Here is a 25,945-nt window from a genome sequence, read left to right as displayed (position 1 = left end):
TTCCAGTTGATCTCCACCGTTATACTTTCTCCTATAGAAACCCCCACGCTTCCTAAAGGAAGTATGGGGGTTTGATTAATTATTTCACCTTATAAAGAGACTTTCCGCTTATTTGCCGCCTGCATCAAGATAAGCTTGGACTTGCTTGATCACCTCTGCGCGTACCTTTTCAAGTCCTAATTGACGCCATTCGCTATTCGATTTCTGGGCAAGCTCTTTCCATTTCGGTTCCAAACCGGTCATCAGAATATCCGCCGTTTCCTGCAGCTTAGGCTTGATTTGAGCGATTTCCGTTGCAACTGGCTTGGAATCGAAGACGAATCCGGACAGCGGAATTTGGTAGTAGCTGTTTTTATCCATGGTATACTGAATATATTTAATCGTTTCCGGATCATTGTCGGTATTAATTCTGGACAAAGTCGGATTCCAGGTTAGTTCATAGCCTTGGAACAAATAGTTGGTTGTTTTATCCGTTGTTTTGTAACCGTTATCTCCGTCTTTGACCCAGTGCTCTCCCTCGATTCCAAGTTCGAACAAGTCATGATTGTCCTTGCTGCTGTACAACCAATCCAGGAATTTCATGGTGCGGTCGATATTTTTCGAGCTTGCAGGGATTACGACACTGTTATTAGCGCGGAAATCTGTCCGGATCGCGCCGGGTTTCATGTCCGCAATATCTTGGCTGGTATAGAAGAAAGGCTCAAGATCTCCATTTGGAACCACTTTCTTCAAATCTTTTTTTCCGAATACCAGGCCGTTGATGGTGCCTTCGGTTGAAGCGTTCTTAGCAGGATCGAGAGCTGAGTTTGCTTGGGCGGACAACGGATCCTTATTGTTGAACTTTCTAAATTCCGTTCTCAATCCGAAATGGCCGTAAATCGAATCGTGCGTATTAAACGGTGCCGGGAATGAAGCGAATTCGGAGTCCGGGTCGCCGATGGTTGCCGCACCGAGCATCTTCTTTCCGTCCGCCGACAGGGCTACGCTAAATGGAATTCCGCCGGTGAACGAATCTTGAACGACAGCGGCAAGCCGAATATCGTTGTGTCCTTTTTCCTCCGGTATGCCCAGTCTATAAATTCCACGTCCGCCGATGGCAGCCGGCACGTAATCCGGATGCTTCTCCTGAACTTTTTCCAAATAATTTTTGTAGTCCGCCAGGGTTTTTACCGGCGGCAAGCCCAATTCTTCCCGAATATCCTTCCGAATATTAATGACGAACGGATCCGAGTAAGAGGTCATAAACGGAATGGTATAGCTGTGTCCGTTAATTTTGTTCGCTTCAATAAGCTCCGACGGAAACGCTTGCTTCAGACCCGGATACTCGTCATTATTGAAGTACTTGTCCAATTGCTGGTAGTAGCCCTGGCTGACGTTGTTATAGAGGAACATCCAAGGTGCATCGAACATCAGGTCAACCGATTCGCCTGTCGACATTTTCAACTGCATTTTTTGTTTATGATCCGCAGGCGGGTTGTACTCAATATTAAGCTTCGTATTCAACGTATCTTTCGTCTCTTCCTCGAATTTGGCCAGCACCTTTTCCAAATCAGCCGGCTTCTCGCCGAAGAGCATTACTTTCAACGTTACCGGCTCTGGAGCCTTCGCATTGGAATCTGCGGTTTGCGCGGTGTTATTCTTGCCGGCATTCTTGCCGGCATTTTCACCGGCTGTCTCATTGCTTGAGCAAGCGGCCAAAAATGTGCTCATACCTAGGATCAGGGCAAGTGCGGGTAAAGCGGCCTTTCTGATTGTGCCTTTCATTTCTGTTTGCCTCCCTTAATGTTGTCGTTCATCTATACTAAACCGCTGCAAGCGTGTTTAGCCAATCATGAGGATCAGCCTTTAACTGCGCCGACCAATAAGCCTTTGACGAAATATTTTTGCAGGAACGGATACAAGAAGATGATTGGCCCGATCGTTACAACCGTTGTCGCCATCCTTGTTGTAAGCGTAGGGGTCACATAGTTTGGTATGAAAGAACTTGCGGCGAGCTGCTTCCCAAATTCGGCGTTTTCGAGAATCCGTTTAATCAGATACTGCAACGGGAATAGATCCTTGTTCGATATAAAAAGCATCGCCTCAAACCATTTGTTCCAAAAGGCCAATGCATAAAACAGGCTGATGGTCGCGATAGCGGGCAAGGAAATCGGAAGCATGATTCGAAACATAATATATATGTCGTTAGCTCCGTCGATTTTGGCCGATTCCGCGAGCGATTCATCAATCGATTTAAAAAAATTGCGCATTAGGAACATATTAAAAGGGTTGATTAATGAAGGGATGATCAGTACCCATATCGAATCTTTCATCCCCAAATATTTTGTTATCAGGATATAGGTGGAGACGAGTCCCCCATGAAACAGCATCGTAAAGAACACATAAAACGTGATAGGGTTGCGGTACTTTAAGGAACGAAGGGACAACGGATACGCCATTGCGCAAGTAACCAGCATAGCAAGAACGGTCCCGACAACCGTTATAAAGATGGTTACGCCGTATGCTTTATAAATCGTGCTGTCTTTGAATAACAGCCGGAACGCTTCTAACGAAAACTCTTTCGGAAATATGCTGAAGCCATACTTCATCAGGGCCGTTTCCGTGGATAACGAGCTGCTGATCACGGACACGAACGGAATCAAACAAGCAAGGGCAAATACGATAATTGCCGCATACATAAAAATGAGAAGCAAACGGTCCCCTATACTTTCTTTAATCGTCATGTTACATACCCTCTATCTTGTTAAAGTTTTAATACAAAGCCGATTCCGGCGAATATTTGCGCGTGATTTGATTCACCGTAACGACAAGCATGAACCCGATAAAGGATTGGAAAACCCCAACGGCCGCCGACATGCTGACGTTGCCTAAATCCACAAGCGCACGATACACATAAGTATCGATAACATCGGTGGTTGGATATAGAAGCGCATTCTTCCCGACAATGGCGTAAATCATTCCAAAATCGCCGTAGAAAATGCCTCCCAAGGCCAGGAGCAGCAGCAATATAATCGTCGGCTTCAACATAGGCAAGGTGATATAACATATTTTTTTCCACCTGCTTGCGCCATCCATCGACGCTGATTCATAAATCTCCGGATTAATGCCGCTTATCGTTGCTAAGTAAACAATTGATCCGAAGCCGGCACCATGCCAGATTTTGATGCATACAAGGAACAATGGCCAATATCCGGGTTCATTAAAGAATATAATGGATTCGAACCCGATCGCGTTCAAGATTTGATTGAGCACGCCGCCCTGATACGTAAAGTAAACCGATACGATCATAGCAACTACCGTCCAGGACAAAAAGTTGGGCAATGTTACCATGGTTTGCGTTATCGTTTTGAACTTTTTAGAATTCAGCTCCGAAAACATGATCGCAAACGATACGGAAACAATCGTCCCGCATAGAATAAACAATAAGTTAAGAAAAACGGTATTAAACAAAACCTTGACTATTTCGCTTGATCCAATTAAAAAACGGAAATTTTTGAAGCCTACAAACGCACTTCCGAATACCCCTTTCACCGGGTTATAGTCCTGAAAGGCAATGGCAATCCCGAATATCGGCAAATAAGCGAAAACAAAGATTAGCAGGATGCCTGGCAAAGTAAGAAGGTAAAGCAAATGATTTTTGCGAATTTCGCGAAAAAACGAGTTTTTACTTTTAGCCTCTCTTTTTTGTGACTGGTTTTGATAGGTTATAGTTCTCTCCATACGACCACTCCTTGTAATCTTGTTGGTGCCGCTGCTCTTGACACCAATATGCCTCACCATGCGGAATCTGAAAAGCTTAACTAACGGGAGATTGTTTAATAACGGGAAAACCGCGTATTTAAAAATCTGCAAATTGCATGATTTTCAGAGAAAAACCTTCAAATGAATGAAAAACCGTTTGTTACCGGAAAGGAACCTGGCGGCGAAAGGTGCCTTCATTCTATCTGTCCTCTCTTCGTTTCGTCTTGCAAAGCATCGGGAATACCTGCCTGATAGGAAAATTCGCTAAACGTCACATTGCCTTCGCCTGTTGCATTCAACGCGATGCGGAGACTTAGAAACTGGCCCAATACATTGTGATGATAGCCGGACAATTCGAAGCCGTGGTCCAGCTTGGACCACTGTCCTGTCGAGTCACGGAAGTACAAGCTTACCTCATGATGATCATTGACGATACGGAGCGTTACGGATCCTCCGGACACTGCATTTCGTTCCGTGGTATTCTGATTCCGGAAAACAAACGTCCCCTTGCCATCAAAGCCGATGCCACAGTAAAAGCCCGGTTTATAGAACAAGCCAAGCGTGCCTGCTGCCTCGCCTTCCACTGTGACGGACACTTCGGCCGTATAGGCGTGGTGCATCGGAATGCTCAAGAGCGGTTCTGCGCGTTCCAAAGAGACTGCCTTCAGTGCCAAACGGTTATCTTCTATTTTATAATCGCTGAGACGTTCTCCTCCGAAAAAGTGCCAATGCAGCCCCAAACGTCCGGAATCCGCAAGCGCCAGAGCTCCATCCGAAGGCTGTGCAGTTACAGCAGCCTCAGGAACGGCTCCGCCTTCGGCATCAACCACAGTAAACCAGCCATCGGCTGTCCATTCAATCAGTTCGATCAGCGTCTGCCTGCCGAGGGTATAATAGTCTTTTTCATAGGCATGATAAACGACAAACCAATTCCCTTCGGGCGTATCAACCAGCGTCCCGTGACCCTTGGACCACCAGGTTTCGCTGCGGTGCTTCGTACGCACAACCGGATTGTAAGGCGAATTCTCCCATGGCCCTTCCAGCGATCTGGAGCGGGCGGAGACGATCATGTGGCTGGTCGCAGGCCCGGCAGTCCCCCCTTGCGCGCTGGTCATATAGTAGTATCCATCCTTGTACGTAAGCTTTGGAGACTCCAGATAAAAGCCTTCCGTCAACCATTCCTTGGGATATCTCCAACCGTCGTAGACCTTCCTTAAATCTCCTACGGTCGATAAGCCATCCCTTGACAATCGGACCATATATCCTTCGGACAAAAATAGGAAACGATTCCCTTCTTCATCTGCCGCATGTCCCGGGTCGATATAGCCGACCTTTAGATCGATCGGTTTGCTCCACGGCCCTGCAGGGTTTTCTGCCGTTACGACCCAATTCGTTCCGCCGGCTGGAAAATAGATATAATAGAGTCCCTCATGGTAGATCAAATCCGGCGCCATGATCGATCCACCCACATGCTGGTGAATCGCGTGACCGATCGGCTCCCAATCAATCAGATTACGGGAATGCCACACGAGCAGACCCGGGGTATAGTGGAATGAAGAATGTGTCATATAATAGTGCCGGCCGACTCTAACAATGGATGGATCCGGATAGTCGCCTGCCAAAATAGCGTGAATCCCTTGAATTCGTGACATGTGTAGCCTCCAGTTATATAATAAATTCATAAATACTTTGAGGCACTTTGCGGAATCTGAAAAGCTTAACTATCGGGATATTGTTTAATAACGAGAAATACAAGTAATTAAAAAGCGGTAGATTGAATAAATTTCAGAGAAAAACTTACAAAATAATTAAAAAAACCGCCAGTTTCTGTTAGGAATCTGGCGGTCATCATTTAGTCCGTCATCATGTTTTCCAACTTATTCTCCCTGCGGTAATGATCCGGCGTCATCCCTACGTGCTTCTTAAACAGTACATAAAAGTAACTCGGGTTATCGAATCCGACCATTTCACCGATTTTTTTAGCCGGATGATCGGTGTGCATCAGGAGCTCTTGTGCTTTTTGGAATCGATGCTCGGCAATATGTTCGGCCACAGACTTGCCAGTCTCCTCCTTGAACAATTTTCTCACATAACTGGATGACAAACCGATCAATTGCGCTAACATATCCACGGATAAATTGGGATCCGTATAGTGATCTTTAATGTATTCCGCCATTTTTTCAACCGTTTTGTTATTTTTGGACCGTGATTCTCTGTCTCGGATCGCGATTATCCTCTCGCATAATGAAAGGTACCAACTCTCGATTTGTTCTAACGTATCCAAGCGTAATACTTGCTGCTGACACGTATGAATCTCCAAATCGGCGTCTTCACGACCAAAGCTTGACATGCCTTTAGCCGTTCGAATGGTCATAACAAGCAATTGCACAAGTGAAAGAATAATTTCATCGTATTTGAACCGATGAACACCCGCAAAAAATTCATCCGACAGCTCCCGCAGCTGCTCCAATTCGCCTGCTTTCAGGCTGTACATCATCTGCTTCTCTAATGTTACGGGATATTGATACTCTTTGGTTTCTTCCGTGATAATTTGCTCATAGGAAATCAAGCTATTCGTTCCGTATACCAACCTGAAGTGTACAGCCTGGTCTGCGCCTAGTCTGGAGAGCTTCAGGTCTTCAGCTCTTTCTGCAACGGGACCAATCGATGCCGTAACGGTGATTTTTAGAAATTTTTCAACATTGTTCTGAATCTCCGCCAATAAAGCCTTGATTTGTAACCCGTGAGGTTCATCATCAGAGCCGATATTAAATATTAGGTCGAGAGAATCATGGCCGTCTTCAAGAACTTCCAATTTATAGCGGCTTGAAGCCATTTCCCTGCTAATATTCTCAATCGCGTATTTCAATAATGAAATGTCGACCATATCATATTTCTCCGACATCTCATGGAAGGAATCCATTTTAAGCACGCAAACCACATACCGGTCCGATTCCTGGCCAAGACCCAGTTTCTTCATCGCTTGCTGCACATCGGCTCCCTTTCCTAACGTCCCATGCAGTATGGAACGAAGAAAGCTTTGCCTGCGGGCTGATACCGATTGATTGATATCGGATTGAAGGTTGCTAACCTTACTCTCCAGCAGAGAGAATGATTTATTTAATAAATCATACTCATTTAGCAGCGGCTTGTCCTTTGACTCTGTCGTTGCTAAAGTTCTTTTAATTAATTGATATATAGGAACATAAATAATTTTGGTGAAGAATGCCGATGTAATCGCCATGATAGCCAAACATAGCAGGGTTATTCTCAAAATAAAGCTTTTGAGTGTATATACTTTGCCGAGCAGCTTGTCATAATCGGCCAATATAATGAAGTTCCAGCCAAGCCGATCCGCTTTCACATAAGACACCATATAATTCTTGTCGCTTAGTTGGGTAATGAAACTCCCGCGTTTTCCATTATTTCCCATAATTGGTTTCAGCATCTCTGTTGGAATATCGATTTTCTGGAAAATATCCCCTTCAGGGCTGGAAATGATGCGTCCTTGATCATTAACGATCATCATTTGATAATTTCCTTCCCCGCTTCCCTTCATGACAAGCTGCTGCAATACATTTTGGTCCAAGTTCACAATCATGCTGTCCCGATTTCCATCTGGCCGTAAATTAGAATAAATCACTGAAATCAAATTTTGGCTTAGTCCGGTATTTGTACTATTGGGAAACGTGAAGGTGGCTTTCCTGGGGATGAATATACCCTCACCGTGCATTTTTTTCTGTTCAAGCAGGTCTGTCATGCCTTTATCGAAAAAATTGTCAATGGTGCTGAAAGTCAAAGACGAGGAAAAGACAAGTCTTCTATTGTAGTTATACACATAAATAGAAGATACCAATGGGTTCGTCTGTTTGAAATTGTTAAGCTGACTGTTAATTTTGTGAATATCGCCTGGAGTAAAGTCGTTCCCAAACATTGCGCTGTTAATCCATTCATTCTTGAGAAACAATTGCGAATAATAGTTATAGGTAGACGATAGAAGGATATCTGCCGTATTGTATGATTGTTCAATCATTCTGGCAGAGGTTTCATTGACTTCATTAGTCAACTCACTTGAGACCTTGAACAGGATGACGTAAGAAAACCCGGTAACAAATAAAAAACCGACGAGTGAATAAGAGAGAATGATTTTAAACAGTATATTCTTCTTCCGGATAAATGCGAAAATCGTTTTCATCATGCTCCCCACCTGGATGATATTATTGAAACACTGCTATTATAACTTTAAGTCGGCTTTAGTTATATAAGCTTTTCTTTTCCAAATAGTTTAAAAATGCGCAAATTGATTGAATATCGCGAATGTGCTGTTGATGAGATGATGTTCTAAAGTTTTAAGTACACCAAAATGGGTTGCGGATGTTCCGCAACCCATTTTGTCCTCGTAAGATTACCCCTTAACGCCCGAAGTGACGACCCCTTCAATCAAGAACCGTTGGCCGATGAAGAAAAGAAGAATGACCGGAAGCATGAACAGAATGGAAGCGGCTGCAGCGAGCTGCTGTATAACAACGGCCGCATTCTCCGGTTGGACATAGCCGATTGTGCTTAAGGCGGTAGCCAGCGGGTATTTCGCTTCGTTCAGAAACATGAACGGACCAATGAAATCTCCCCATGACCATTGAAAGCTCATAATCGAAACCGTGGCCATGACAGGCAGGGACAACGGAAGAAAAATATTCCAGTACGTACGGAAAATCGAGCAGCCATCGATTCTTGCCGCTTCTTCCAATTCCTTCGGAATGGCGGAGAAGAACTGCCGATAGAGGAATATAAAGAACGGCGAACCGCCAATTCCCCAGATCAACCAGGGATAGAACGTATTGAGCAGGCCATATTTATGAAACAGGATAAAGGTCGGGATTTGAGTAACTATTCCCGGCAGCATCATCGTAGATAACACAATCATGAATAAAAACTTTTTCCCCGGCGCTTGTATCCTTGAGAAAGCGTATCCGACTAGCCCGCTCGACAAAGTCGTCGTTGTGACGGAAATCACGCAAATAATGATGCTGTTTTGCGTAAATTTCCAGAAGTCAATCATCGTAGTCGCAAGTTTATAATTTTCGATATGGAAGCCCTGCGGGAAAAATGTCGGCAGGGAGAAAAACGGGCTCAGTGAATTGGATACAGTGAGAAAGAGCGGGATGATAAAAACAGCTGAAAATACGAGCAACAATGCATAAACTAAAAACTGGCTGATACGGTTTGATGCTGAATTTACCATTTTCTATCCCTCCTGATCCGTTTCATAGTAGACCCAATATTTACTTGTAGTGAAGACAATGATTGTCATCATAAGAATGACGATAAACATGATCCATAATAATGCCATCCCGTATGCATATCTTTGGTATGCGAAGATTTGCTGGAAAGCATGCACAGTATAGAAGTAATTCGGGCGGATGGGAGAATCCAGCAGCTTCGTTCCGGTTAACAGGATCGGCTGAATGTAGATTTGCAGCGCATTTATAATTCCCATAATCACGTTAAAGAAGATAACCGGAGTCATTAACGGCGCCGTAATCCTCATAAACTGCCTGAACGTGGAGGCGCCGTCAATAGATGCTGCTTCGTACAGATCCTTGGAGATTCCCTTTAACCCCGCCAGATTGATCAGGATACCGGCTCCTGCTCCCCACAGCATCATAATAATTAGGGAAAAGGTGGCATGGTCGTAATCCAGCCAATTGACTGTCGGCAGGTGGAGAAACTTTAAAATATTGTTGAGGATGCCATCCTGATCAGCGTACAAAAATCGGAACATTAAACCTATGGAAACGACGGGAACAATCGACGGTAAATAAAAGATTGTCCGATAAATCCCCACTCCTCGAATTTTTCGATTTAATAGTAAGGCAAGCAGTAAACCAATGGCTGTTGAGATCGGAACATAAATGATGGAAACATACAATGTTCTCCCCAGGGAATACATAGCATCCGAATCTTGAAAAACATTAACATAATTTTTGAACCCGACGATTTTTAAATTATTAATGTTAAAACCGACAAAGTTGGTAAAGCTCAAATAAAGACCATACAACAACGGATACAAGCCAAAAATAAGAAAAACAATGAACCACGGCGAAATCATCAGGTAGAATGCGGTCGTACGACGCGTCTTCTCGCTTAGACCTTTGCGAGTTGTGCTCTTCTCTTTCACTGTCGCGCTCAAAGCAGGTGTATTCATTGCAGGTTCTCTCCTCTTGTCCCAAGAAGGGAGAGTACAGATTAGGCTCTCCCTCGTATTTGGTCTCTTTATTTAGCTGCTTGGCACCGCGTCTTTACTTTCTTGAATGATTCTGTTCGCGTCATTCGTTAAAGCCGCCATTGCACTGTCAAGCGTCGCTTTGCCGAAGTATACCGGCGTCAGTTGTTTCTGCAAAAGTGTATTTCCGTTAATCAGGTACGGGTTCATTTCAATAAATTCTCCGCTGTATTTCAATTCATCCTGAAGAACCGTGAACGTTTGTTTATCAAAAGCCGTTGCTTGCGGAAGCATCGGAAGTAGATGTTTGTAAGCCGGAACACCCCAGCCGCTTTTCGCACGGTCTTCAGCAGGCTTGCCACCAAAGAACCACTCATACACTTTCCACGTTTCATCCGGATGTTTCGTTGCACTGTTAATAATGGCGCCTGTTGCAGAGCCGGTAGGGGATACGCGTTTACCGCCTTCCGCGATCGGAGCGGGAATCATGATGTAATCGTCAAGATGCGTTTTGGCCTTCTCGTCACTACGCAGAAGTCCCGAGAACCAATAGCCGGATTGAAACATTGCCAGCTTATCGGCAAGGAACGGCTCGCCGCCCCAGGCCGTTTTATCCTGGTTGACCACGTTCGGCCCGTAATTGCCTTTCACCCCATCCACCCAGAACTGCAAGGCTTCTTTGACTTCCGGTTTTGTAAAGTCGATTTTACTGTTATCGTCGGAGGAAAGCTTTACGCCTTTGCTTAACAGATAATCCATCAGGAACGGTAAATCGGCTTCGCCTCTTCCGCCTGACAAGCCGTATTGAATAACCTTGCCGTCTTTGACAATGGTTAATTTTTTGGCAAGCTCGAACAATTGATTATAGGTCAAAGGCTCGGTTTGACTTGGGACCGGAACACCTGCAGCCTCAAACAACTTCTTATTCACCCAAATCGTGAAATCCGGTGAAAAGTCTTTGGGAATTCCATAAATCGGGCCTTTTCCCTGTACCTTGCCGTCAAACCGGTAAACATTAACAGCAGGGGTAAAGTCGTCCATCTTGATCAATGTGCTTGTTTCAATGCGTGAGGTTAAATCCATTGCAATCCCGCGAATGACATAGGAAGGGAGGTCGTTGACTCCGGTCATCCGAATGATGTCCGGTGCTTCGCCGGTTGCCAACTGGGCAGCCAGCTTTGTAGCGTCCACATCTTCGCGTTGAATTTTAATATTCGGATTTGCCGCTTCAAATTCTTTGATTTGGTCTTTAGTAATTTCACCGTCTCCCATATTGAAACGGACCGTTACAGGATCGCCGCTCTTCGTGCTTTTTGTCGCTCCCGCATCTGTTGAAGCATTAGTACCCCCGGCCATTTTGTCGTCGTTAGTTGTGCTTTTGCTGCCGCAGGCAGACAAAACCAGTACGGTGGAAAGGAAGAGGACGAGCAAAGTTGCAAGCTTCTTTTTCAAAGTAGACCCTCCTGGAAAATTTGATTGTTGAGAGCGTTTTCTTCTCTCTAAATCAATTATATTCGGCGCTGATAGAGCTTCCAATCCGATAAAAAGACGAAATCTATGGTATTAAGATGATTATTCATAAGCCAGCGGGAAAGACACGGATACTGTTGTTCCCTTCATCGGACTGCTGTAGACCTTCATGCTTGCTTGTCCTTTGTAGAACAATTGAAGACGATGGTACACATTACTCAGTCCGATGCCTCCCTGGTTTTTCCCGCTGCCGTTCATTTGGTCTTCCAAGCTTCTCTGAATCTCTTCATTCACATGCATAACCGCATTCTTGTCCATGCCGATCCCGTTATCACTGATTTCAATTAACATGAGTTCACCGTCTTCCACGGCTCTGATCCGAATCAATCCGCCTTCTTCAAAGCCTGCTAATCCATGCTTCAAGCAATTTTCCACGATCGGCTGGAGAATGAATTTCGCCACGGCTACATGGCTTAAATGGTCGGAGACCTCCAGCTCAAACCGAAATTGATCGCCAAAGCGGAGTTTCTGAATGGAAATATAGTTCTGTACATGCCCAAGCTCAAGCTCAAGCGGAACCTTCCCCATACCGTTGCTGACACTGTAGCGGAACATCTCGGCTAATGCACCGACAATAAGGCTGATTTCATTGTTTCCATCCCTCATACTCCGCATATTAATCGCTTCAAGAGTGTTGTACAGAAAATGAGGATTAATCTGTGCCTGAAGCATTCTTAATTCCGCCTCGGTCTTCAGGGACAGCAATTCTTGTTCTCTTACTTTATTGTTGACGTTCTCTTCCATGATCTTCATATTTTCGCTGATCATACCGTTCAGCTGCTGAATCATATGGTTATAGCTTCGAATAATATCGCCGATTTCATTATTCCCGCTATAGCTCATCGCCTGACTCAATTCACCTTCACCGACGGACGTCATCGTACGTTTCAGCAGCTCAATCGGCTTTAACAGGATGAGGGTGATGATAAGAGAAATGATAATCGACAGAATGAGCACGAGAACGATAATGTAGAAAAAACTGTAGTAATATTGTCTGTTTTTAAGAACGATATCCTCATTGGAGTATTCAAGTTTGAGCTTCCAGTTCGTACCCGGTATGCCCCCTGACCACATCATAGGATAATCCAATTGTTCCGACGCAGAAGAATTGGATGAATAAATTTTCTTGCCTTGTGTGTCTTCGATTTGCACCGCCGAGCCGACTGGATTTATTTCCGAGAAAAGCGAGTCTCTTGGAACAAGCAGCAAATAATTGTGTGCGGCACTGCCATAATGCAAAAAGTCGATTCGCTTGATAATGGCCGGCGTCGTATGGCCGAACACATCCTTATATCCGGAAATCCAATAGGGATCGCTCGAATCCTTCAAATAATCGGTATCGATTTTAAAAATATCGAGATTGTTTGAGAACACGGATGAATAAATACTTTGTCCGCTGCTATCGAACAAGATAAAATAATCAACCTCATTAAGCCCGGGGAACATAGATATAGCAATCGGTGGGGCGATGTTCCGCACGGCATCCAGACGCATGGCATCATAATCCTCCCGTCTCGTCAGGTATTCCTGCAGCTGGCGGCTTACCGACAACTGGTTTATCAGCTGATCCATGAAATTCATACGGTTCTGGATGGAGACGTTCATAAAGTCACCCATTTCCGTAACCGCTACATTCATTTGGCTTTGGACGGCTTGATTGAACGCCTGGGAGTATAACAATCCATTCGAAATAGTCGGAATAATAACGGACAAGGAAAACAGCACAATCAGCTTGTTGCGCAGTGACAATGAATGAAGTCCCTTTTTGCTCCACTCGTCGGAAATATATTTTAAATCCAATTCGTTTGCCCGTGATTGAAGCTTCATTCTGCTCGATAACATCAGAAAGGGGTAAAGTATTTTTTTCGTATAAAAGAAGCTGATCAAGAAGGTGGCAAAAGCAGAAATACAAGATAACAAAATAAACTTGGAGAAAATAGATCTTTTGGAGAAGAGGACAAAATCTGAAGTTTGCGTATAGATGATACGATACGGATATGGATTTAACTCTTTTTCGGATTGCGTGCAATCCGGACAATTCTGTGAAAACGGGCTGCTTATGAGCTTTTGCTGTGCCGGATCCGATGCCCAGATCACTTCATTCTTCTTATTTACAATAGAAAATTGATAAGCGGCAGAGTAAACCTCCGGTAAGCCGGTCCGGAAGAAATCCCGGTTTAATTCGATTATAACGAGTACGCCGTTAATATTTCCGTTGGTAATGATAAGTTTATCCTTCAAGCTGTCAATGAAGGCTTTCAGCTCCGCTTTGCTCTCATTATTGCCGTCAAGCTGTTTGCGCTTACCCGGATTTTCTAATTCCTTGCTCGAATATTCAACCAGCTGGTTATTGTCCCGGAGAAAAAGTTGACCAATATTATTATCCTCGAGCATATCCATCCGAAGGTGACGGAGCTCGGTAAAACCCGCTTTATCCGTATCTTTGATCAATGACACTTGATTTATATCGCTGCCGATAAAATAGATACGTCTGACCATCTTTGTTGACAGATGAAGCTCGTTTAATTTATTTAATAAATCGCTTTTGCTCAGTGACACAGTCTTATCATCCCGGATACTCATATAGCCTTTAAAAAAATCGCTGAAGTCCGGTGTTTGCAGCAGCTGCAATAAATTGTTGATCTCGCCCAGCTGTGTCAATGTATTTTTGAAAAATTGGTTTGAGACGTTCGTTTCTCTTTTTTGCTGCACGATTTGATTCATATTTCGAGCATAAGATAAGCCGATATAAACAAGCACAATCTGCGCTAATACCGTAAGAAGCACCGAAACGATGACGATGCGCCTGCGGGTTGGACTAAGCTTGCTGAAATAGTTTGTAATCACATCAGCAGCCCCCTTCTCTCTATTTCGCTGCCCCTCTGAATTCCATTGGCGTTTGCCCTGTATGCTTTTTAAATATTTCGGAAAAATAAGCTTGATCGGAATAACCGACGAGCTCAGCAACCTCATATATTTTATAACGGACATCCGCAAGCAGCTTCACGGCTTGAGCCATGCGTTTTTCCGTTAAATATTGAAGGTACGTTTCCCCGGATTCTCTGAAGAGCGCACTCAGATGCCCGGGAGTTACATGGACTGTACCGGCTACTTCCTTTAACGTGATGCTCCGATGGAAATTTTCTTCAATAAATTGTTTCGCCAGCTGTACGACTATGTGGTCTTTCTTCTTGTCTTTCGATTGATCCGCCGGGGATGTTTCTTTCGCAGCTGCAGTAAGCTCTTTATCCACTAGGGATGAACTGTAGTGACGAATACAGTCTTCTTCGGACGCTTGATCAAGCAGCTGCTTTGCCGACCCGGCGGAGCTCCATATATCCATGCTCCGATGTACGGTTCTTCCTATGCTTAAAGAGAGGGTCGATTTAAGTAGTCCCATAAATCTGGTCAGCTGTTGTTTCAATTGAATAAACTCGTCCATTGCGGACGCTTTCATGGAGAGCAAATAAATCTCCGCATTCTCTTTATTAATCAGGTGATACGCTGAGCCGTTCGCATCCCAAATGTCAGCAAGAATATTATCCAGAGAAAAGGTAATCAGCTTCATCTCGCGGTCGGGTAAAAAATCCCCGTTCAAGGAAATACGGTCCAGCCGAAGCAGCGCTACCGTGTATTCGGTACCGACCAGCAATATTTCACTCTCCGAGCAGCCCAGCTCGATCTCATCCGCTGTCATCTTGTTTTTAAATAACACCGATAGAAACTCTTCACGCAGCAGCTTGGACAGCAGCAGCTCTTTGCGCAGAAGAACGGATTTTCTGTACTCCTCCTGTTTTTCCGCATCCAATTTACGGATTAACCGCTCGAAAGACTGGAACAGCGGTTCAAATTGGGTAGGCTTTAGCAAATAATCGGAAGCACCGTATTCAAGCGCTTTCTGCGCATAACCGAAGTCGCTGTGGCCAGATAAAATGACGATTCGAATGAACGGATGCTGACGCTGCAATACACTCGTTAGTTCGATTCCATCCATAAAGGGCATACGAACGTCCGTAAGCACAATATCTGTGGGATGCTCCGTAATAAATTGCAGAGCCTCCAGGCCGTGCTTCGCACAGCCTATTAAATTCACTCCCATGTTGTCCCACGGGATCATCGACAGGCCTTCGCGAATCTCTTTCTCGTCATCGACAATAAGCAGATTATACATATGAGATACACCTCCGGGAAAAGCTGCAAAACGATCAGAACCAGAATTGTTCTATTAAAGTAAGTATAAAGAAGCCCTTTGTATTGGGCAACGAAAAACAAAAACCATGATTTTCTATTTATAAATTGAAAACGCTATGACCTCGTGTGTTAGTGACAGCCTCGAAAAACGCCGGTAAAAGACCCGTAGGTTTTTCACCAGCGTTAATTATTCGCAGTTCTTCGTGGAAAGCTGCATGAGCGGGACATTTGCTTTTTCGTTGGACAAAGACAGTTTGTCTAGTGAGCACATCAAGCTGTGATGGAGAAAAATTGAAGTTGAATGTATTTATTTCCTTTGCTTGAAATAGGAAACAATGTATGGAACGAACATCATGGACAATAAGATGATCACGATTACGTATTCCGGAAATGTCATGGATAAGAATGGTTCAGCCATATTTTTTAATGACCTGGAAAATTTCAGTCCTGCCATCATATCAACTATGTAAACAAAGCCCAAATTTAATAAATAAACCGATAAAAAGATACCTAATACTTTCATACAGTAACACCTCCTGTTAATAAATCCAATTACGCATAATGCAGTTATTATTTACAATCAAAGTATAAAATATATCCTGACAGTGCAATATAAAAACAATTCAAATGTGAATAAATGGAATTAAAAAGGAGGGGCTATCATGTTTAATCGGAGTCGATTTTTTAAGAGCGAGGCAGCAGGAAACAGAATTGACAAAATGACCGGTAATACGGATACACGGCCCCTGTCATCGGATTTAAAAGAGAACCTTGAACAAATCAGGCAGAAACTTGGACACAGTCCCGATGTCAAGATTAGGGAATTTGAGATTGCAAGCAAGTTTCAAGCAGCCGTAGTTTTTATCGACAATTTGTCGGACAAGAAATTAATCGATGATTTTGTCATGCGCTCCTTGATGACTGAGACCGCGCATGAGACCTTGAAAAACATGGCATCGGATAAGAATATCCTGGAATTTATTATAAATAATGCTTTGACTATAGGAGAGGTTCAAGTCATCAAGGATTGGAATGGCTTAATGTTTGCCTTTCTGTCAGGGGAAACCGTCATCTTGATTGATGGTTCAGCGGAAGCAATCAGCGGCGATACGAGAGGCGGAGGAGGGGCGAGATCAGTTACCGAACCGTCCTCCCAGGTTGTCATTCGGGGTCCTAAAGACGGTTTTATCGAGTCAATTGCGACGAATGTGTCCCTTATCCGCCATCGAATCAAGAGTCCCGACCTATGGCTTGAGCCAATGATAATCGGCAAGGTCACACGTACAGCGATAGCGATCATGTATATGAAAGGAATCGCAAACGATCAAGTTGTGCAGGAGGTAAAGAAAAGGCTAAATGACATCAAAATTGACGGCATTTTAGAGTCCGGTAATATCGAAGAGCTGATTCAGGATCACCCGTATAGCCCATTTCCTACAGTGTTCAATACCGAGCGGCCGGATGCTGTAGTCGCGAACTTATTGGAAGGCCGTATAGCTGTTTTGGTGGACGGAACACCATTTGCCCTTATTTTACCCGTGACTTTTTTTATGTTCTTTCAGTCCGTTGAAGACTACTACCAACGTTTTGATATTGGAATAACGATTCGCTTGTTAAGGTATGTATCGCTTTTTATTTCATTATTGGGACCTTCCATCTACATCGCCGCCATTACATTCCATCAGGAAATGATTCCGACTCCCCTCTTGATCAGTTTGGCGGCACAGAGGGAAGGTGTTCCTTTCCCCGCTTTTGTCGAGGCCTTCCTGATGGAGACCAGCTTTGAGATTTTGCGCGAGGCCGGTGTTCGCATGCCGCGGGCAATCGGTCAAGCGGTATCGATCGTTGGAGCGCTTGTATTGGGACAAGCAGCGGTACAAGCTGGGATCATCTCTTCAGCGATGGTGATTGTGGTTGCTATTACGGGGATTGCCAGTTTTGTCACCCCAGCTTTCAATATGGCGATTTCAGTGCGTCTGCTCCGATTTCTGCTCATGTTTTTTGCTGCGAGCTTTGGTTTTTACGGAATCGCGATCATCATGATCGTTATTACAGCCCATTTATGCAGCTTGCGTTCTTTTGGAATACCTTATATGGCTCCGCTCGCCCCGTTTATTCCGGCAGATCAAAAGGATGCAGTGCTCCGGTTGCCCTTGTGGACATTCCTTACTCGTCCCCGCTTGATCAGCCAAAAGAACATGACTCGGATGAAACCGGATTTGAAGCCTATGCCGCCTGAACAGAACAAGGCCGAGGGGAATAAGGATGAAAGCTAAATGGATCATTACAATCGTTTTGTTGATATTTATTGTACCTCTGCTCACAAGCTGCTGGAACAGAAGAGAGTTGAAGGATCTGGCCATTGTTGCGGCAATGGGGGTGGATAAAGCTCCCAAAACGGATAATTTTAAAGTGTCTTTTCAAATTGTCAACCCAGGTACCGTAGCAACAGGCGTCGTAGCAGGAGGGGGATCGCAAATGGCTACACCGGTAACTGTCTATACGGGAACAGGAAAGAACTTGTTCGAAGCAATCCGCAAAGCTTCGCAAAAAGTACCGCGGCAGCTTTTCTTTGCGCATTTGCAGCTGCTGGTCATAGGAGAATCATTTGCGAAACAAGGAGTTAACGATTTATTCGATTTTTCTGAAAGATCCCACGAAATACGTCTTACTACGATGCTGCTCATTGCCAAAGGAAGCGAGGCCGAGCCGATTGTCAGGATTCTTGCGCCGCTCGAGAAAATTCCGGCAAATGATATAGCGGGTAAACTGAAAACGACGTCAAGAATTTGGTCGGAGAACATAAGAGTGGAACTTGATGATGTGATAAAGCCGCTACAAGGCGAAGGAGAGCCGATCATCAGCGGGGTTAAAATCGTAGGAGACCCGGAAGTTGGAAATAAGAATTCGAACTTGCGGCAGACTAATCCGACAACCCGGGTTGATATCGCGGGAATCGCCCTTTTCAAGAACGGAAAGCTGAAACGGTGGTTGAATGGCAATGAGGGACGCGGAGTCTTATGGATTCGAAATGAAATGAAGGGCACCGTAGTTAATCTTGATTGTAAAGATCAAAAAGATGCCTTAGGCATTGAGATTACCCGTTCCCAAACGAAGGTTAAAGCGAAAGTTCAAACACGAAAGCCCGTTTTCCATATCTACATACGCGAAGAGGGAAATGTGAGCGAAGTAAGATGCCCATTGGACTTGAGCAAGGCGGAGGAAATCACGAAACTGGAAAAACAATGGGCTTTGGAGACAAAAAAGGAAGTCATGAAGGCTGTAAAGATCGCGCAGAGTGAGGAAAGCGATATCTTTGGTTTTGGGGTAACCCTCAACCGGTCAAACCCGAAAGCGTGGAAGAAAATGAAGAAAGAGTGGGGTAAGATATTTGCCGATAGTAAGGTTGACGTGACGGTGGATGCTTTCATCCGGCGTTCAGGCATGCGAGTAAAACCATATGTGACTGAAATAGAATGATAAAAGGAAAAAAGGGGGGCGGTATGAAATGGAAAACGCGAGAATTAACGTAAGGCAACTGTTTGCCTTGATTATTTTGTTTAATTTCGGAACCGCCCTTGTTTTACCCATAGGATTTGTCTCGGAACAGAGTGTTTGGTTATCCATCTTATTGGCTTTAGTTGGAGGCCTCCTTTTATTTCTTCTTTATGATTATCTATATCGTCAGTACCCCGGTCTGTCTCTAAGCGGCTATATCCGCAAAATTCTCGGAAACTATATCGGTTGGCCGGTAAGTCTCTTTTACCTTGGATTCTTCATCCATAATGACGCAAGAGTTTTGCGGGAAACCGGTGAGCTGCTGGTAACGACTGCATTAGACGAGACGCCGCCATTTGTGATCAATGCGTTTTTGATGATGGCGGTTCTTTATGTTCTGTATTTAGGAATCGAAGTATTGGCAAGAACGGCAGAAATCTACCTGCTCATCATCATAATTTTAGGCGTGTTAGGCAATCTTTTTGTATTATTTTCCGGTATTATGGATTTTCATAATCTGTTTCCTTTGTTTGGTGAGGGGTGGAAGCCTATTGTAGAATCAGCATTTCGCAATATACTTATGTTTCCCTTCGCCGAGATGATTTGTTTTGCGACCATTCTTCCGTATCTGAATAAAATCCAGTCGGGAAGGAGGACGGGATTCATCGCCCTGATCGTCAGCGGGCTCCTATTAAGCTTCACGCATGCAGTCGAGATCTCTGTTCTTGGGGTCAATATTTATAGCCGATCCACCTTTCCGTTATTTTTAACAATCAGTAAAGTGAACATCGCGGATTTTCTAACGCGTTTGGATGCCATTGTCATTCTCACATTAATTATTAATGCTTTTTTCAAATGCGCGATTGAGTGTTATGCGGCAGTAATTATCGCAGCGGATTTATTCCATGTGGAGAAGCCGCAAAAGTTGGTGCTGCCAATAGGAATAACCGTTCTTTTCACCTCCATGATGACAGCGGGAAACTGGAGCGAGTTTTCACTGAAAGGGGAAAAAGTGATCATGGGTGTGCTCATACCTCTAACCGGTATTTTAATTCCCGTCTTGCTTATCGTGGTCCATCTTATACGTAAACGTTTCGGTCTATACAAATCCGATAATAATGGTTAATACAAAAAACGCCTCCGCTTGATGCGTGGCGTCTTGGTCGTTCATTCAGGTATGCCGAAGTTCGGAGTTCCAGCCTCATTCCAATTCAATTGCTGCGCGCGTGTATGACGATTGGGGTCATACAGCGGTTCGCCCACGATTTGCTTGTAGCTTCGCGAATGATACACCAGTATGTCTGCCGATCCATCCTCCGAAACGGTGAAGCTGTTGTGGCCCGGACCGTATTGACCGGTTTCTTCGCTCGTCCGGAATACGGGCTCCGGCGATTTGGTCCATGAATTCGGATCCAGCAAATCGCTGGTGTCCGAAGCCGTCAGCAGTCCCATGCAGTAATTGCTGTCCGTAGCGCTTGCCGAATAACTGATGAATATTTTCCCGTTCCTCTTAAGTACCGCTGGCCCTTCGTTCACGAGGAAGCCTATGGTTTCCCATTCATATTCCGGTTTCGTAAGCAAGACCTGCTTGCCCTTAATTGTCCATGGATTGGACATTTCGGCGATATACAAATTGGAGCTTGCTGGCGTTTCCAGGTCGTATTGCGCCCAAACCAGATATCTTACGCTGCGATGCTCGAAGGTTGTGGCATCCAAGGAGAAGGATTCCCAATCGGTCCGAATCTGGCCCTTCTCCGCCCATGTCTGCTCCAGCGGGCTCTCCGCATCATTTTCCAGGACGTACATACGGATCTCCCAGGCCGTCTCGCACTCATCCGAGCCTCCGGCGGCAAAATAAATATACCATTTACCATCGATATAATGGATTTCAGGCGCCCAAATATGCCCGCTCATTCTGCCCTTCTCATGTTTCCTCCATACGACGACCGGTTCGGCGGTCCCGAGCTCCTGAATCGTTCTTGCCCTTCTGAGCTCGATGCAGTCGTATGCGGGAACGGAAGCGGTAAAATAATAATAGCCGTCCGTATGCTTATAAATCCACGGGTCCGCACGCTGCTCGATGATCGGGTTGCGGAATTGCCGCTTAATGCTTAAGCAGCCATTCTCCTCGGTGACCGGCAAAAATAGCGGCCTTTCATTCGGGGTATTATTGGGCCTGTGAATAGCAAGCATCAATTCCCCCTCGAACGTGGTAAACAGCATGCCGTGACCGCCGTCTTGTCCGAATAACGGCTCGCTGTCCTGCGCCCACGGCCCCTTAATGTCACCTGATTCCGAACGGGCGATACCGATCGCATAACCGTTCGTTCCGTGGCTTGACCACAGCATCAGTAGATCTCCGTTTGCCGCCCGGTGCAGGAAAGGCCCTTCCGTTACGAAATTCTTTTTCCCGTTTGAAGCGCCGCCGCTTCCTACTGCCCACTGCGCATCGGAAGCATGGAATAACAGCACAGGCTCTCCGGCAGCCGATTTCAAGTCTTTGGTAAGTGGGATAGCACACATTTCACCGTCCTGCACCTGCACCCATTCGTGGCAAAATACCATCCAAGGATCGCCCGCCTCGTCGATATACAGTGTGCCGTCCAGACATTCCCAATCAACGGGTGTAACGGGTCCCACCGAATGAGGCTGGAAGGGTCCGGCTGGATTATCCGACACGAGAATTTGCGTGCCCCTGCGTTTGCTCGCCGCCTTAAAGCTCGCGAACATATAATACTTGCCGTCATATACGTACACTTCCGGCGCCCAGTAATGCCGGTCCGCCCAGAAGCCTTCTTGCGGCCGAAAAGCGGGGAACGGTCCTTCCCATTGATCAAGGTTGTCGCTCACATACACATCAAAGCCGTTCGCTTTTCCTTCCCATACATTTTTATCCGTCGTTCCGTAGAGGTAATATTTCTTGTCATCTTTGTCAGCCAGTACGAACGGATCCCTGATTTGAATTTGTTCTTTGGTCAGCATGCCGCACTCCTATCTTCTAAATGAGAATATACCGTCATTAATTATAACGCAAATTAATTAAGGAAACTATTATTAGGCAAAAAATAAGGCCGGCCCTCGGTCTCGAGACCGGGGCCGGCCGCCTGTACTTCTTGCTGCCTTGCGTTATCGCTCGGTTACCGTGATATCGTCGGCATAACCGCATGCGGATAAGAGCATGATTGTTGCAATGATGGCTGCAATTACACACTTCGATTTTCTGTAAGATAAGAGAGATACAGCGGATAAAATCTTTCTTATACTGCAAGAAGAACCGTCAAGGAAGAGCCCTGACGGTTTTTTTAATTGCACGTCTTCCCGAAAAAAAATACGTGATTAAGACCCTGCTTAATCACGCTTAAACGCACCTATTGTAGAGTAGAGACATCGTTTTCAACATTTACAGCCTGCTGGAGAGCCCACATGAAGTACAGGACTTTAGCTGCTTTTTCTCTGGTTACTGTCGCTATCGGTTCAAGCTCTACTCCGTTAACCATTTGTCCCCTCGCAATGCCTTTCTCGGATCGGATGAGGCCCAGTTCATAGGCATAGACAAAGAAAGCCGATGTTCATTAACCTGCGCTGCACGCCGGTTAGCTGAACAAAACCCGTCATTTTGTTGATGGGCATACGCATGATTCAGGAAGTTATTGGTTTAATGCTCATTAGTTTTGGTTGCTGCCATCTTTTGGTTGTATACTCAATGAAATACTCTTGACCTTCATATATCGTGCCACTAAAGCCAGTTGGTAATGTTACTATCACGCTTTTACCGCTATAATCCGCAACAATAATATTAGTTTCGCTTACCTTTTCCATGGTAACCATTTGTCCAGTGTGCTCGGTGTTCGACAAATAAACAATTAATCCAAACACTAAAAGTGTAATAATAAGAGCCTGAATCTTTATAAATCCTCTATTTAACCCAATCATTTTTATGCCCCCTATCCACTCGACAATTTTACCACGAACTTTAATCTCACACACCAGTACTGGTGAGAAAAAATAAGGCCCATGAATGAATTCATGAGCCTAATCAATTTGGGAAACGAATTCCTGTTATACAATACTAAGTCTGATGACGTTCCAAGAATGCTTCGGCAGCTTTGCGTAGACCTTGCCTGAATCAGCCGTTGCCAAGCCGCCCGAATGAGGCGCAACACGTTTTTGGTCGAAGGCTGTATTGTGTGCCTTGACATCCTCATGCTCAAGCACAATATGCTCTATAACACGGATTTCCCCGAAGCTGCGGAGATCCGCCTCGAAGTCGATGGAATCGGTTAAGCACCGGTTAACGGCGAACACCGTCACGGTATTGCCCTCTTCATTGTGAACGGCAATGGCCTCCAGGTAGGGGACATCCGTGAAATCTTTCGAATCGTACTTATCCGATGTAATGACAGGCTGAAGCGCTGTGCCTCTGCCGTAAAGTGCTGCATGCAAATAAGGGTAGAATGTTGTTTGCAGCCAGACCGTCCCGCCCTTTACGGTTGTGATCGGCGCGATAACATTGACCAGCTGCGCGATGCAAGCCATTTTAACGCGTCCAGCATGTTTCATAAGCGTTATGAGGAAACACCCTACAGCCAAGGCATCCTCCAAAGAATAGACATCTTCGTATAGAGGAGGCGCCACTTGCCAACGATCAATTACAGCGGACCCATTGTTGCTGTACCATACATTCCATTCGTCAAAAGACAAGTACAGCTGTTTTTTGCTGCGCTTCTTGGCTTTAACATAATCGCAAATGGAGATGACGCTTTTGATGAACTCATCCATATCAAGCGACTTGGCGAGGAAGTTCTCGGTATTATTTTCTTTATTATCGTAATAGCTGTGAAGCGAAATATACTCAACGTTATCGTAGGTCAAATCAAGAACAGTTGCCTCCCATTCAGCAAATGTCTGCATCCCGCTCCCTGAGCTTCCGCAGGCTACCAGTTCAATTGAAGGGTCAACCCATTTCATCGCTTTAGCGGTTTCGTTAGCTAAGCGGCCGTATTCCGCAGCGGTTTTCTGCCCGATTTGCCATGGACCATCCATCTCATTGCCGAGGCACCACGTCTTGAACCGATGGGGCTCCTTATAACCGTGTGATATCCGTTTGTCACTCCAGAACGATCCGGATGGGTGATTGCAATATTCCACAAGATTTCGGGCGGCGTCTATGCCCCGAGTCCCGAGATTGACAGCCATCATCACCTCCGTATTTGCCTTTTTGGCCCAATCGGCGAATTCATTTGTACCGATTTCGTTGGTCTCCAGGCTTACCCAGGCGAGCTCCAGAACTTTGGGTCTCTCTGCGAGCGGACCGACGCCATCTTCCCAGTTGTAGCCTGAGACGAAGTTCCCGCCGGGATACCGGACGATTGGAACCTGCAGGGAACGGACGATATCCAGAACATCTCGTCGAAACCCTTGCGAATCGGCTGATGGATGATCGGGTTCATAAATCCCTTCATAGACAGCGCGTCCAAGGTGTTCGATGAAAGCTCCGTAAATACGATTGTCGATCTCGGACAGGATGAAGCTTTTGTCAGCCAGTAGTGTTGCTTTTTTACTCAAATCGGGTCACCTCTTAGGATTAATATATATATTGATTCAAAATATACTACTTAATATTATGATAAATTATCAAATGCAATAACGCAACAGATAATAAATACATTTACACAAGTTAAATCAGGAATTATATTTATATTAATTCTAAAAATAAACAGCATGGAGGTTACTTTCTGGTGCAAATCGATACGAGCCTGTCCTATTTGCCGATATACGAGGCACTTGCCAGCAAAATTCGCCTTCAAGTCATCGAAATGATTCGTACCAAAGAATTAAGTGTGAAAGACCTTGCCCAAGCGTGTGGTGTCAGCAGCGCAATCATGAGTATGCATGTGAAAAAATTGGAGCAGGCCGGTCTGATCCAATGTGTCATGAAGCGAATAAATGGGGGCACATATAAGTTTTGTTCCCTTCTTGTTCCTTCCCTTGTTGTTGATTTGGCGGGAGCTGAGGCGAGCGAGCTGCGAGTCTATGAAACGTCCGTCCCGATTGGCCACTATACAGACTTTTGCGTGCTTCCGACATGCGGCATTGCCACAAGGGAGAAGCTTATCGGCCAATATGACGACCCCCGTTGTTTTCTTGATCCGGAACGCGTGAATGCGCATGTACTTTGGTTTACAAAGGGATTTGTCGAATACAAAATTCCTAATTATATAAAGCAAAGCGAGCATATCCGGGAAATAGAAATCTCTTTTGAAATCAGTTCCGAGGCACCGCGGATCAATGAAAATTGGCTGTCTGATATCGCATTTTCTTTAAATGGAAAAGAACTGGGGAATTGGACGAGTCCAGGCGATTTTGGCTTGACAAGAGGAAGGTTCACTCCGGAGTGGTGGCATGAGGACGTCAACCAATACGGACTGTTAAAGAGATTGAAGGTGACTGCCGAAGGAACGTACATGGATGAAGAACGAATATCGGATGTCGGGCTTTCAATGGTCGAAATTGACCGCAATCAATGGACGCTGCGCATGGAAGTGAGCGAGGCCAGGAAACCGGCAGGAGGAATCACATTGTTCGGCAGTGGATTCGGCAACTACGATCAAGATATCGTGTTTCGCATATCTTACGATCCGGGCGGTGCAAACGATGGCGGTACATAATACCATTCTAAGGGACTGAACGTATGGGATGAGCGGATTGTGTGTCGGCGCTCCTGCCATATTACGCAGCGCGGCATATGAGCTAATTCTCACA

Annotated in this window: 18 protein-coding genes and 1 pseudogene; 4 read left to right on the top strand and 15 right to left on the bottom strand. The window is 45.1% G+C overall.

Features of this window, described 5'->3' with window-relative positions; genetic code table 11:
- Positions 1-108 precede the first annotated feature (108 nt).
- The 11 genes from KZ483_RS07425 to KZ483_RS07375 form a co-directional block, all read right to left on the bottom strand.
- On the bottom strand, positions 109-1,764 hold the full coding sequence (locus KZ483_RS07425) for an extracellular solute-binding protein (protein WP_220352035.1): 1,656 nt from the start codon (positions 1,762-1,764) through the stop codon (positions 109-111).
- 74 nt (positions 1,765-1,838) lie between these two features.
- Positions 1,839-2,723, bottom strand: a complete 885-nt coding sequence (locus KZ483_RS07420) for a carbohydrate ABC transporter permease (RefSeq protein WP_220352034.1) — start codon at positions 2,721-2,723, stop codon at positions 1,839-1,841.
- A 28-nt stretch (positions 2,724-2,751) separates the two neighbouring features.
- Complete coding sequence (locus KZ483_RS07415; RefSeq protein ID WP_220352033.1) at positions 2,752-3,720, bottom strand: ABC transporter permease; 969 nt, start codon at positions 3,718-3,720, stop codon at positions 2,752-2,754.
- A 215-nt stretch (positions 3,721-3,935) separates the two neighbouring features.
- The gene (locus KZ483_RS07410; protein ID WP_220352032.1) at positions 3,936-5,393 is read right to left on the bottom strand and encodes a family 43 glycosylhydrolase; all 1,458 of its coding nucleotides are present in this window, start codon (positions 5,391-5,393) and stop codon (positions 3,936-3,938) included.
- A gap of 200 nt (positions 5,394-5,593) precedes the next feature.
- Positions 5,594-7,939: a helix-turn-helix domain-containing protein gene (locus KZ483_RS07405; RefSeq protein ID WP_220352031.1), complete on the bottom strand. Its 2,346-nt coding sequence runs from the start codon at positions 7,937-7,939 to the stop codon at positions 5,594-5,596.
- A gap of 207 nt (positions 7,940-8,146) precedes the next feature.
- Positions 8,147-8,983 (bottom strand): carbohydrate ABC transporter permease, encoded by an 837-nt coding sequence (locus KZ483_RS07400; RefSeq protein ID WP_220352030.1) that lies wholly within the window; start codon positions 8,981-8,983, stop codon positions 8,147-8,149.
- 3 nt (positions 8,984-8,986) lie between these two features.
- The gene (locus tag KZ483_RS07395; RefSeq protein ID WP_220352029.1) at positions 8,987-9,946 is read right to left on the bottom strand and encodes a carbohydrate ABC transporter permease; all 960 of its coding nucleotides are present in this window, start codon (positions 9,944-9,946) and stop codon (positions 8,987-8,989) included.
- Positions 9,947-10,018: 72 nt separating this feature from the next.
- Entirely contained in the window at positions 10,019-11,416 is a 1,398-nt protein-coding gene (locus KZ483_RS07390) for an ABC transporter substrate-binding protein (protein WP_220352028.1), read from the bottom strand.
- Between the two features lie 120 nt (positions 11,417-11,536).
- A complete protein-coding gene (locus KZ483_RS07385; RefSeq protein WP_220352027.1) occupies positions 11,537-14,341 on the bottom strand; it encodes a sensor histidine kinase in 2,805 nt (934 codons plus the stop codon).
- 19 nt (positions 14,342-14,360) lie between these two features.
- On the bottom strand, positions 14,361-15,665 hold the full coding sequence (locus KZ483_RS07380; RefSeq protein ID WP_220352026.1) for a response regulator transcription factor: 1,305 nt from the start codon (positions 15,663-15,665) through the stop codon (positions 14,361-14,363).
- A 327-nt stretch (positions 15,666-15,992) separates the two neighbouring features.
- On the bottom strand, positions 15,993-16,208 hold the full coding sequence (locus tag KZ483_RS07375) for a YczF family membrane protein (protein WP_220352025.1): 216 nt from the start codon (positions 16,206-16,208) through the stop codon (positions 15,993-15,995).
- A gap of 139 nt (positions 16,209-16,347) precedes the next feature.
- Here KZ483_RS07375 and KZ483_RS07370 point away from each other — a divergent pair, with 139 nt between their 5' ends.
- The 3 genes from KZ483_RS07370 to KZ483_RS07360 are packed head-to-tail and all read left to right on the top strand — an operon-like array spanning position 16,348 to position 20,309.
- A complete protein-coding gene (locus KZ483_RS07370; RefSeq protein WP_220352024.1) occupies positions 16,348-17,961 on the top strand; it encodes a spore germination protein in 1,614 nt (537 codons plus the stop codon).
- Positions 17,951-19,165, top strand: coding sequence for a Ger(x)C family spore germination protein (locus KZ483_RS07365; RefSeq protein ID WP_220352023.1), 1,215 nt, complete (start codon positions 17,951-17,953; stop codon positions 19,163-19,165). Before KZ483_RS07370 ends, KZ483_RS07365 begins: the two co-directional genes overlap by 11 nt.
- 28 nt (positions 19,166-19,193) lie before the next feature.
- On the top strand, positions 19,194-20,309 hold the full coding sequence (locus KZ483_RS07360) for a GerAB/ArcD/ProY family transporter (RefSeq protein ID WP_220352022.1): 1,116 nt from the start codon (positions 19,194-19,196) through the stop codon (positions 20,307-20,309).
- Positions 20,310-20,350: 41 nt separating this feature from the next.
- On the opposite strand, the gene KZ483_RS07355 is transcribed toward KZ483_RS07360, so the two are convergent.
- The 4 genes and pseudogenes from KZ483_RS07355 to KZ483_RS07345 form a co-directional block, all read right to left on the bottom strand.
- On the bottom strand, positions 20,351-21,292 hold the full coding sequence (locus tag KZ483_RS07355) for a glycoside hydrolase family 43 protein (RefSeq protein ID WP_258881714.1): 942 nt from the start codon (positions 21,290-21,292) through the stop codon (positions 20,351-20,353).
- A gap of 69 nt (positions 21,293-21,361) precedes the next feature.
- Positions 21,362-22,165 (bottom strand): annotated as a pseudogene (locus tag KZ483_RS28370) (glycoside hydrolase family 43 protein); the annotation flags it as partial.
- 657 nt (positions 22,166-22,822) lie between these two features.
- Positions 22,823-23,116, bottom strand: a complete 294-nt coding sequence (locus tag KZ483_RS07350; RefSeq protein WP_220352021.1) for a hypothetical protein — start codon at positions 23,114-23,116, stop codon at positions 22,823-22,825.
- A 126-nt stretch (positions 23,117-23,242) separates the two neighbouring features.
- Entirely contained in the window at positions 23,243-24,748 is a 1,506-nt protein-coding gene (locus KZ483_RS07345; protein WP_220352020.1) for an arabinosylfuranosidase ArfA, read from the bottom strand.
- A gap of 173 nt (positions 24,749-24,921) precedes the next feature.
- Between KZ483_RS07345 and KZ483_RS07340 the strand changes: the two genes are divergently transcribed.
- Positions 24,922-25,851, top strand: a complete 930-nt coding sequence (locus tag KZ483_RS07340; protein ID WP_220352019.1) for an ArsR/SmtB family transcription factor — start codon at positions 24,922-24,924, stop codon at positions 25,849-25,851.
- Positions 25,852-25,945 lie beyond the last annotated feature (94 nt).

This window comes from Paenibacillus sp. sptzw28 (assembly GCF_019550795.1).
Lineage (GTDB): Bacteria > Bacillota > Bacilli > Paenibacillales > Paenibacillaceae > Paenibacillus_Z.
Note: the sequence above shows the minus strand (reverse complement) of the source record. Positions and strands in the feature narration are given on the sequence as shown.

Coding starts and splice junctions, on each gene's coding strand:
- KZ483_RS07425 (WP_220352035.1), bottom strand. CDS start 1,764: ATGAAAGGCACAATCAGAAAGGCCGCTTTACCCGCACTTGCCCTGATC.
- KZ483_RS07420 (WP_220352034.1), bottom strand. CDS start 2,723: ATGACGATTAAAGAAAGTATAGGGGACCGTTTGCTTCTCATTTTTATG.
- KZ483_RS07415 (WP_220352033.1), bottom strand. CDS start 3,720: ATGGAGAGAACTATAACCTATCAAAACCAGTCACAAAAAAGAGAGGCT.
- KZ483_RS07410 (WP_220352032.1), bottom strand. CDS start 5,393: ATGTCACGAATTCAAGGGATTCACGCTATTTTGGCAGGCGACTATCCG.
- KZ483_RS07405 (WP_220352031.1), bottom strand. CDS start 7,939: ATGATGAAAACGATTTTCGCATTTATCCGGAAGAAGAATATACTGTTT.
- KZ483_RS07400 (WP_220352030.1), bottom strand. CDS start 8,983: ATGGTAAATTCAGCATCAAACCGTATCAGCCAGTTTTTAGTTTATGCA.
- KZ483_RS07395 (WP_220352029.1), bottom strand. CDS start 9,946: ATGAATACACCTGCTTTGAGCGCGACAGTGAAAGAGAAGAGCACAACT.
- KZ483_RS07380 (WP_220352026.1), bottom strand. CDS start 15,665: ATGTATAATCTGCTTATTGTCGATGACGAGAAAGAGATTCGCGAAGGC.
- KZ483_RS07375 (WP_220352025.1), bottom strand. CDS start 16,208: ATGAAAGTATTAGGTATCTTTTTATCGGTTTATTTATTAAATTTGGGC.
- KZ483_RS07370 (WP_220352024.1), top strand. CDS start 16,348: ATGTTTAATCGGAGTCGATTTTTTAAGAGCGAGGCAGCAGGAAACAGA.
- KZ483_RS07365 (WP_220352023.1), top strand. CDS start 17,951: ATGAAAGCTAAATGGATCATTACAATCGTTTTGTTGATATTTATTGTA.
- KZ483_RS07360 (WP_220352022.1), top strand. CDS start 19,194: ATGGAAAACGCGAGAATTAACGTAAGGCAACTGTTTGCCTTGATTATT.
- KZ483_RS07350 (WP_220352021.1), bottom strand. CDS start 23,116: ATGATTGGGTTAAATAGAGGATTTATAAAGATTCAGGCTCTTATTATT.